This window comes from Kitasatospora sp. NPDC043950, from assembly GCF_056435345.1.
Map to the genome: position 1 here is coordinate 77,088 of NZ_JBWKER010000040.1, position 8,669 is coordinate 85,756.

Annotated in this window: 7 protein-coding genes; 3 read left to right on the forward strand and 4 right to left on the reverse strand. The window is 73.8% G+C overall.

From position 1 onward, the window contains the following. Nucleotides 1–184: 184 nt before the first annotated feature. Nucleotides 185–949 carry an IclR family transcriptional regulator gene (locus tag AC07BF_RS25630; RefSeq protein ID WP_363586846.1) on the reverse strand — a complete coding sequence of 255 codons (765 nt, stop codon included), beginning with the start codon at nucleotides 947–949 and terminating at the stop codon, nucleotides 185–187. Nucleotides 950–1,120: 171 nt separating this feature from the next. Then, nucleotides 1,121–2,065, reverse strand: coding sequence for a homocysteine S-methyltransferase (mmuM, locus tag AC07BF_RS25635; protein ID WP_363586845.1), 945 nt, complete (start codon nucleotides 2,063–2,065; stop codon nucleotides 1,121–1,123). 161 nt (nucleotides 2,066–2,226) lie between these two features. Here mmuM and AC07BF_RS25640 point away from each other — a divergent pair, with 161 nt between their 5' ends. The 3 genes from AC07BF_RS25640 to AC07BF_RS25650 are packed head-to-tail and all read left to right on the forward strand — an operon-like array spanning nucleotide 2,227 to nucleotide 5,884. Beyond that, nucleotides 2,227–3,123: an NUDIX hydrolase gene (locus AC07BF_RS25640; protein ID WP_478333964.1), complete on the forward strand. Its 897-nt coding sequence runs from the start codon at nucleotides 2,227–2,229 to the stop codon at nucleotides 3,121–3,123. Nucleotides 3,124–3,156: 33 nt separating this feature from the next. Then, the gene (locus AC07BF_RS25645) at nucleotides 3,157–3,729 is read left to right on the forward strand and encodes an NUDIX domain-containing protein (RefSeq protein ID WP_363586843.1); all 573 of its coding nucleotides are present in this window, start codon (nucleotides 3,157–3,159) and stop codon (nucleotides 3,727–3,729) included. A 46-nt stretch (nucleotides 3,730–3,775) separates the two neighbouring features. Beyond that, on the forward strand, nucleotides 3,776–5,884 hold the full coding sequence (locus tag AC07BF_RS25650) for an acetoacetate--CoA ligase (RefSeq protein WP_478333965.1): 2,109 nt from the start codon (nucleotides 3,776–3,778) through the stop codon (nucleotides 5,882–5,884). A gap of 66 nt (nucleotides 5,885–5,950) precedes the next feature. Here the strand turns inward: AC07BF_RS25650 and ptsP are convergent, their stop codons facing one another. Together ptsP and AC07BF_RS25660 are read right to left on the reverse strand one after the other, a co-directional pair. After that, nucleotides 5,951–7,621 carry a phosphoenolpyruvate--protein phosphotransferase gene (gene ptsP / locus AC07BF_RS25655; RefSeq protein ID WP_363586841.1) on the reverse strand — a complete coding sequence of 557 codons (1,671 nt, stop codon included), beginning with the start codon at nucleotides 7,619–7,621 and terminating at the stop codon, nucleotides 5,951–5,953. 99 nt (nucleotides 7,622–7,720) lie between these two features. Further along, nucleotides 7,721–8,170, reverse strand: coding sequence for a PTS sugar transporter subunit IIA (locus AC07BF_RS25660; protein WP_363586840.1), 450 nt, complete (start codon nucleotides 8,168–8,170; stop codon nucleotides 7,721–7,723). Between the last annotated feature and the right edge of the window lie 499 nt (nucleotides 8,171–8,669).

Here is an 8,669-nt window from a genome sequence, read left to right on the forward strand (position 1 = left end):
CCGTTATGCGGAAGCTTCCTCCCCTGGTTGCCCTCACGTCAAGGCAGGGTTACGGAGCTGTGACCCTTCCCCCGAAGTTACCCAGCGGAGCGGGCCAAACCAGGGCAAAACGCCAAGGCGCGGACAGGCCGATGCCCGTCCGCGCCTCAGCGTGACGATGTGGCCGCCGGCGCGGCCTCGGGTTTCAGAAGCGCCCGGCGCCCAGATCGCGGGAGATCGCCCGTGCCGCGCTGCGCACCGAGGCCACCAGCGACGGCTTAACGAAGCCGTCCTCGCAGACCCGCTCCACCGGGCCGCTGATGCACACCGCGCCCACCGGGTTGCGCCGCCGGTCCTGGATCAGCGCGCCGATCGAGGCCACGCCCTCCCAGGTCTCCTCGATCGAGTCCGTCCAGCCGCGCTCGCGGATCAGCGCGCACTCGGCGTCCACGTCGGCCGCCTCGGTCAGCGTCCGCAGGGTGTACGACTCGTACGGCCCGTCGCCCAACTCGCCGCGCGCGACCGGGTCGTAGGCCACCAGCACCTTGCCCAGAGCGGTGCTGTGCAGCGGCTGCATCGAGCCGACCTCCAGCACCTGCCGGGTGTCGTCCGGCCGGAAGACGTGGTGCACGACCAGCACGCCCTGCTGGTGCAGCACCCCCAGGTAGACGGTCTCGCCGGCCGCCCGGGCCAGGTCGTCCGCCCAGACCAGCGCCCGTGCCCGCAGCTCGTGCACGTCCAGGTAGCTCTGCCCCAGCCGCAGCAGTTCGGCGCCCAGCTGGTACTTGCCGCTCTCCGGGTCCTGCTCGACGAACCCCTCCTGCTGGAGCGTGCGCAGGATGCCGTGCGCGGTGCCCTTGGCGAGGTCCAGCGACGTCGCGACCTCGGACAGGCCCAGGCGGCGCTCACCGCCGGCCAGCAGGCGCAAGATCGCGGCGGCCCGGGAGAGCGACTGGATCGGGCCGGGCATGGGGACCTCCGCGCTGACAGGCGGTCGACATTGTCGACCGCGGTGGTAACGGGACGAGTCTGCCAGGCCGTCGCCGGTCCGTGCACCTTCCCCCTCGGTAACCCGCGCTCGGCCGTTTGTTAACCTCCGCCCGCCCGCCGACCCGCCGCGCCGCTCACCCCCGGACGTCCCTCACTCCTCGACGCCGTTCGAGCGCCCCCGCCGCACCGCGACCTCCGCCGCCAGCGCGGCGATCCCGTCCGGCCCCACCCGGCAGCAGCCGCCCACCAGCCGTGCGCCGCCCGCCAGCCAGCCGCCCACCCGGGCCGAGCGGAACGTCGGCTCGCCGCGCCAGTCCCGGCGCGCGGCGTCCCACTCCTCCCCGCTGTTCGGGTACACCACCACCGGCTTGCCGGTCACCTCGGCCGCCAGCGCCACCGCCCGGTCCGCGTCCTGCGGGGTGCAGCAGTTCACGCCCACCGCCAGCACCTCGTCCACCTCGGCCGCCAGCGCGAACGCCTCCGCCAGCGGCTGGCCCGCCCCGGTCCGGTCGCCCGCCACGCTGAACGACAGCCAGGCCGGCACGCCCAGCTCGCGCACCAGCTCCAGCAGCGCCCGCGCCTCGTCCGCGTCCGGCACCGTCTCCAGCGCCAGCACGTCCGGCCCGGCCGCCGCCAGCGCCTCCAGTCGCGGCCGGTGGAAGGCCACCAGTTCCGCGGTGCTCAGCCCGTACCGGCCCCGGTACTCCGAACCGTCCGCCAGCACCGCCCCGTACGGCCCCACCGACGCCGCCACCCAGCGCCGCCGCCCGCCCGGCTCGGCCCGCGCCGCCTCCCGGGCCAGCTCCACGCTGCGCGCCAGCAGCCGCGCGGCCTGGGCCCGGCCCGTTCCGCGCCGGGCGAAGCCCTCGAAGCTCGCCTGGTAGCTCGCCGTGATGGCGACGTCCGCACCGGCCGCGAAGTACGCCCGGTGCGCCGCCACCACCGCCTCCGGCGCGTCCGCCAGCAGCCGCGCCGACCACAGCTCGTCGAGGAGGTCGTGCCCGGCCGCCGCCAGCTGGTTCGACATCCCGCCGTCCAGCACCAGCGGACCGGCCGCCAGCGCCGCGGCGAAGTCCGGCGGGGGAGCAGTGGGCATGGGGCCTCCTCGGGCGCGGTCGTTCCTGGTCACAGCCTAGAAGCCGGGCATCCCCGCGGACCCGGAAAACCATTTGCCGCCGGGGAACGGAATCGCTACGTTGTGCTCAGCCAGAGAACGACAGCACCCCGTACGGCGGCGAGCGCGGAGAGGAGCCGGTGATGGAAGCGGACGACCCGGCCACCCCGCCCCCGACCACGCCCGCGAGCGAGCAGGAGTGGCTCGCCGTCTACGACCCGCGCGCCTACGCCCCGATCGCCGTCACCGTCGACGTGGTCGCCCTGACCTTGCGCCACGGCGGCCTGCACGTCCTGCTCGTCCAGCGCGGCGCCCCGCCCCACCAGGGCTGCTGGGCCCTGCCCGGTGGCTTCCTGCGCGCCGGGGAGGAGAGCCTGGACGAGGCCGCCGCCCGCGAACTGGCCGAGGAGACCGGCCTGCTCGGCGGCTCCGAGGTCGAGGCCGCGCTCTGCCGCGTCCACCTCGAACAGCTCGGCACCTACGGCGCCCCCGAGCGAGACCCGCGCATGCACGTCGTCTCCGTCGCCTACCTCGCCTTCGCCCCCGACCTGCCCGACCCGCAGGCCGGTACGGACGCCGCAGCTGCCACCTGGCACCCCGTCGCCGACCTGGGCATACGGCCCTGCGGCCGACCCCGAGCCGCCGGTGCGCCCGCCGACACCCACGGGGGTGGTGTCGGCGGGCCCACCGGCCAGTCCTCCCGCACGCTCGCCTTCGACCACGCGCGCATCCTCGCCGACGGCCTCGACCGCGTCCGGGCCAAACTCGAGTACAGCCCGCTCGCCACCGCCTTCCTGCCCTACGACTTCACCATCCCCGACCTGCGCGCCGTCTACGAGGCCGTCTGGGACGAGAAGCTCCACCCCGGCAACTTCCACCGCAAGGTCCTCTCCGTCCCCGGCTTCGTCGAGAGCACCGGCGCCACCACCGCCCGCGGCGGCGCCCGCGGCGGCCCCCGGGCCCGCACCTACCACGCCGGCGACGCCAGCCTCCTGCACCCCGCCCTGCTCCGCCCCACCCGCGACGGCGAGCTCCGCTGACGGCAGCCGCGCGCACCCGGCTACCATCCGGCCATGACCACTGACGACCCGACACGCGCGGTCAACCAGCCGTTCTCCCACTGCCACTTCTGCGGCACGCCCTACCCGGCCGGCACCGACCACTGGCCCCGCACCTGCCCCGGCTGCGCCGAGATCAGCTACCGCAACCCGCTGCCCGTCGTGGTCACCCTCCTCCCGGTCACCCGCCCCGACGCCGACCCCACCCTCGTCGTCATCCGCCGCACCATCGAGCCCGGCTACGGCCAACTCGCCTTCCCCGGCGGCTACGTGGACTACGGCGAGAGCTGGCAGCAGGCGTGCGTGCGCGAACTGCGCGAGGAGACCGGCATCCTGGCGGACGCCGCCGACATCACCCTGGTCGCCACCGACTCCGACGCCAGGGGAGGCTTCCTCTGCCTCTTCGGCCTGCTCCCGGCCCGTCCGCTCGCCGACCTCCCGCCCTCGCGCCCCACCGACGAGACCGACGGCTGGCAGCTCGCCGCCCCCGACACCCCGCTCGCCTTCCCCTTCCACACCCGGGTCTCCCGCTCCTGGTTCGGCGGCGAGTTCAGCGGTGAGTCCGGCGGCGGGATCTCCGGCCGCTGACCGGCCCGGCACCCACCGGGCGGACCCTGGCGCGGCGGCCGCTCGCATGGCATGGTCTGCACCGACAGCCCAACCGGACGGGCCTGCCACAAGCACTCCCGTCCCCACCACCGGCCGGGAGACCACCACCGTGAGCACCCCACCCCAGGACCAACCGCTCTGGCGCCCCAACCCCGCTCGCGCCGCAGCCACCAGCCTGGTGGCCTTCCAGGCCTGGGCCGCCGGACACCACGGCGCCCCGGCCGCCCCGCTCGCCCCGGCCGCCGACGACCAGCAGGCCGCCCAGCGCTACGCCGACCTGCACGCCTGGTCCACCGCCGACCTCGACCGCTTCTGGACCGCGATCACCCAGTGGTTCGACGTCCGCTTCACCCAGGCCCCCGAGGCCATCCTCGCCGACCCCGCCATGCCCGGCGCCCGCTGGTTCCCCGGCGCCCGCCTCAACTACGCCGAACACGCCCTGCGCGCCGCCGAGGACCCGGCCAACGCCGACCGCCCGGCCGTCCTGCACCTCGACGAGACCACCGAGCAGCCGGCCGTCCTCACCTGGTCCGAACTGCGCCGCCAGGTCGGCTCGTTGGCCGCCGCCCTGCGCGCCCGGGGCATCGGCCCCGGCGACCGCGTCAGCGCCTACCTGCCCAACATCCCGCAGGCCGCCGTCGCCCTCCTCGCCACCGCCGCCGTCGGCGCGATCTGGACCAGCTGCGCCCCCGACTTCGGCGCCCGCAGCGTCCTGGACCGCCTCCAGCAGATCGAACCCGCCGTCCTCTTCGCCGTCGACGGCTACCACTACGGCGGCAAGGACCACGACCGCACCGAGGTCGTCGCCGAACTGCGCCGCGAACTCCCCACCCTGCGCACCGTCGTCCACGTCCCGCTGCTCGGCGCCCCCGCCCCCGAGGGCGCCCTGCACTGGGACGACCTGGTCGCCGACGACGTCGAGCCGGTCTACGAGGCCGTCCCCTTCGACCACCCGCTCTGGGTGCTCTACTCCTCCGGCACCACCGGCCTGCCCAAGGCCATCGTCCAGAGCCAGGGCGGCGTCCTGCTCGAACACCTCAAGCAGGCCGGCCTCCACCTCGACCTCGGCCCCCAGGACCGCTTCCTCTGGTACACCTCCACCGGCTGGATGATGTGGAACTTCCTACTGGCCGGCCTCCTGGTCGGGGCCACGATCGTCACCTACGACGGCAGCCCCGGCCACCCCGACACCGGCGCCCTCTGGTCGGTCGCCGCCCGCACCCGCGCCACCGTCCTCGGCACCTCCGCCGCCTACGTGATCGCCAGCCGCAAGGCCGAGCTGCACCCCGGCCGCGACCTCGACCTCTCCGCCGTCCGCTGCATCGGCACCACCGGCTCCCCGCTCCCGCCCGACGGCTTCCGCTGGATCTACGAGGAGGTCAAGGAGGACGTCTGGCTCGCCTCCGTCAGCGGCGGCACCGACGTCTGCTCCTGCTTCGTCGGCGGCGTTCCCACCCTGCCCGTCCACCTCGGCGAGATCCAGGCCCCCTGCCTCGGCGCCGCCGTCGAGTCCTGGGACGTCCAGGGCCACCCGCACACCGACACCGTCGGCGAACTCGTCGTCACCAAGCCCATCCCGTCCATGCCCACCGGCTTCTGGAACGACCCCGAGGGCACCCGGTACCACGACAGCTACTTCGACATGTATCCCGGCGTCTGGCGCCACGGTGACTGGATCACCGTCACCTCCCGCGGCACCGTCGTCATCCACGGCCGCTCCGACTCCACGCTCAACCGCCAGGGCGTCCGGATGGGCTCCTCGGACATCTACGAGGTCGTCGAGCGCCTCCCCGAGATCGCCGAATCCCTGGTCATCGGCCTGGAGGAGCCCGACGGCGGCTACTGGATGCCGCTGTTCGTCGTCCTCGCCCCCGGCGCCGAGCTCGACGAGGGGCTGATCGGCCGCATCCGCACCTCGCTGCGCACCGAACTCTCCCCGCGCCACGTCCCCGACGAGGTCATCGCGGTGCGCGGCCTCCCGCACACCCTCACCGGCAAGCGCATCGAGGTCCCGGTCAAGCGGATCCTCTCCGGCACCCCGCTGGAGCAGGCCGTCAACCCCGGCTCCGTCGACGACATCGACCACCTGCGCTTCTTCGAGCAGCTTCGCCGCGACCGGCAGAGCCCCGCCTGACCGGACACGCCGAAGGGGTGCTCCCACCGGCCCGGTGGGAGCACCCCTTCCTGCTGTTCGCCTGTCCTACTCGCCCGACAGCACCTGCTGCGCGGCGGCCCGCGCCTCCTCGGCGCTGTCCGTCGCCCGGGCCGCCTCGGCCGCCCGGCGGCACTGCGCCAGCGTGTACTTGGCCAGCGTCGACCGCACGTAGGGGATCGAGGCCGAGCCCATCGAGAGGCTGGTGACGCCCAGACCGGTCAGCACCACGGCCAGCAGCGGGTCGGCGGCCGCCTCACCGCAGACGCCGCAGCTCTTGCCGGTGGCCTGCGCTGCCTCGGCGGCCGCGGCGATCAGGTCCAGCAGCGCCGGCTGCCACGGGTCCTGCAGCCGGGCCAGCGCGCCCACCTGACGGTCGGCGGCGAAGGTGTACTGCGCGAGGTCGTTGGTCCCCAGCGAGAGGAACTCGACCTCCTGGAGGATCGACCGGGCCCGCAGCGCGGCCGACGGGATCTCCACCATCGCGCCGAACTTGGCCTCCAGCCCCGCCTCGCGACACGCCTGGGCGAAGTCCTTGGCGTCCTTGCGGTCGGCCACCATCGGGGCCATCACCTCAAGGTGCACCGGCAGGCCCTCGGCGGCCCTGGCCAGCGCCCGCAACTGCGTCCGCAGCACCTCCGGGTGCTCCAGCAGGGTGCGCAGACCGCGCACGCCCAGCGCCGGGTTCGGCTCGTCGGCCGGGGTGAGGAAGTCCAGCGGCTTGTCCGCGCCCGCGTCCAGCGCCCGGACCACGACCCGGCCCTCCGGGAACGCCTCCAGCACCTTGCGGTACGCCTCGACCTGCTTCTCCTCGGTGGGCGCCTTCGCGGAGTCGTCCAGGAAGAGGAACTCGGTCCGGAACAGGCCGACGCCCTCGGCGCCGTTCTCCAGCGCGGCCGGCACGTCCGCCGGGCCGCCCACGTTGGCCAGCAGCGGCACGCGGTGCCCGTCGGAGGTCTGCCCCGGGCCGGAGGACGCGGCCAGCGCGGCCTTGCGCTGGGCGGCGACCGCCCGCAGCTCGTCCTGCTTCTCCTGGGAGGGGTCCAGCAGCACGTCACCGGAGCTGCCGTCCACGGCGACGACGGTGCCCTCGGCGACGTCCGTCGCAGCGGGCAGCGCGACCACGGCCGGCACGCCCAACGCCCGCGCCAGGATGGCGCTGTGGCTGGTCGGCCCGCCCTCCTCGGTCACGAAGCCGAGCACCAGCGTCGGGTCGAGCAGCGCGGTGTCGGCCGGCGCCAGGTCCCGCGCGAACAGCACGTACGGCTCGTCGCTGTCCGGCACACCCGGCATCGGCACGCCCAGCAGCCGGGCCACGATGCGGTTGCGGACGTCGTCCAGGTCGGCGACCCGCCCGGCCAGGTAGTCGCCGGCGGAGGCGAGCAGGGCCCGGTAGGCGGCGAAGGCGTCGTACACACCGCGCTCGGCGCTGCTGCCGACGGCGATCCGGCGGGACACGTCGGCCATCAGCTCCGGATCCTGAGCCATCAGCGCCTGGGCCTCCAGGACGGCCTGCGCCTCGCCACCGGCCAGGTTGCCGCGGGCGATCAGATCCGCGGCGACCGCCTCGACGGCGGCCTGGGCACGGGCCTGCTCGCGGGGGGCGTCCTCGGTCGGGATCTGGGTGGCCGGGGGCTCCAGCACCGCCGTCCCCATGTGCCGCACCTGGCCGATCGCGACCCCGTGGCTGACACCCACGCCGCGCAGCGTCTTCTTCATGTCACCTGTCTCCGCTGAGAGGAGCGGCCCCGCCGGGAACCGCTGTGTGCCGGGCCGCCCCGACAGCTCCTGCGGGGCGGGTGTGTGCAAAGTAAGAGGTCAGCTCCAGCTGAACAGGGCCTCGCCGGAGACGGCCTCGCCGTCCTCCCGCAGGTCGCCGAGCGAGTCGGCGTTCGCCTCCAGCGCCACGATCGGCGAGATGGGCGACTTGCCCGCGGCCTCGACGGCGGCAGGGTCCCACTTGATGACGGCCTGACCGCGGGTCACCGTGTCGCCCTTGTTGACCAGCAGCTCGAAGCCCTCGCCGTTCAGCTGCACGGTGTCGATCCCCAGGTGGGTCAGTACACCGTGGCCCTCGGCGTCCACCACGACGAACGCGTGCGGGTGCATGGAGACGACGACGCCGTCCACCGGAGCGACCGCCTCGGTCGGCCGGCGCTCCGGGTCGATCGCGGTGCCGGGGCCGACCATCGCGCCGGAGAACACCGGGTCGGGCACGCCGGCGAGCCCGACGACCTTGCCGGTCAGCGGCGACGTCACAGTGGTCATGGTTCTGCCTCCCAAGTGAGCGGTACAGCGAGCGGCCGCGAGCAGCGGCAGGACGATCGACTGAAGCCTAAATCATGTCAACTTCGGACATCTGCTGACATTCCCGGGCGAAGACCCACACCCAGTCCGGCTCGTCGTCCGGCGGCTCACCGACCGTTTAGTGGTCTAGTCCTCTTAGTCGATGCGCCGCACTCTACAGGCATCTTGGCGAATCGGGACCATTGCTGTATATGCTCGCGAGAGCAACAAATCATGCCGCCGACCGGGTGACACCGGGAGCGCCCCGATTCGCACTCCGGCGGGTGACCCGCTATGGTTGGCCGAGTCGCCGCGACTTGGCGGTTAACACCAGATTTCAGATGCGAAAACCTCCGGTAAACGGGGCGGAAAACGTCTGGTAAGCTGGAACACGAAAGAACGAAGCGCCCGGAGGGCCCGCTGGAAGGCGGTCCGAAGGAAGTGTCCGTTCCTTGAGAACTCAACAGCGTGCCAAAAGTCA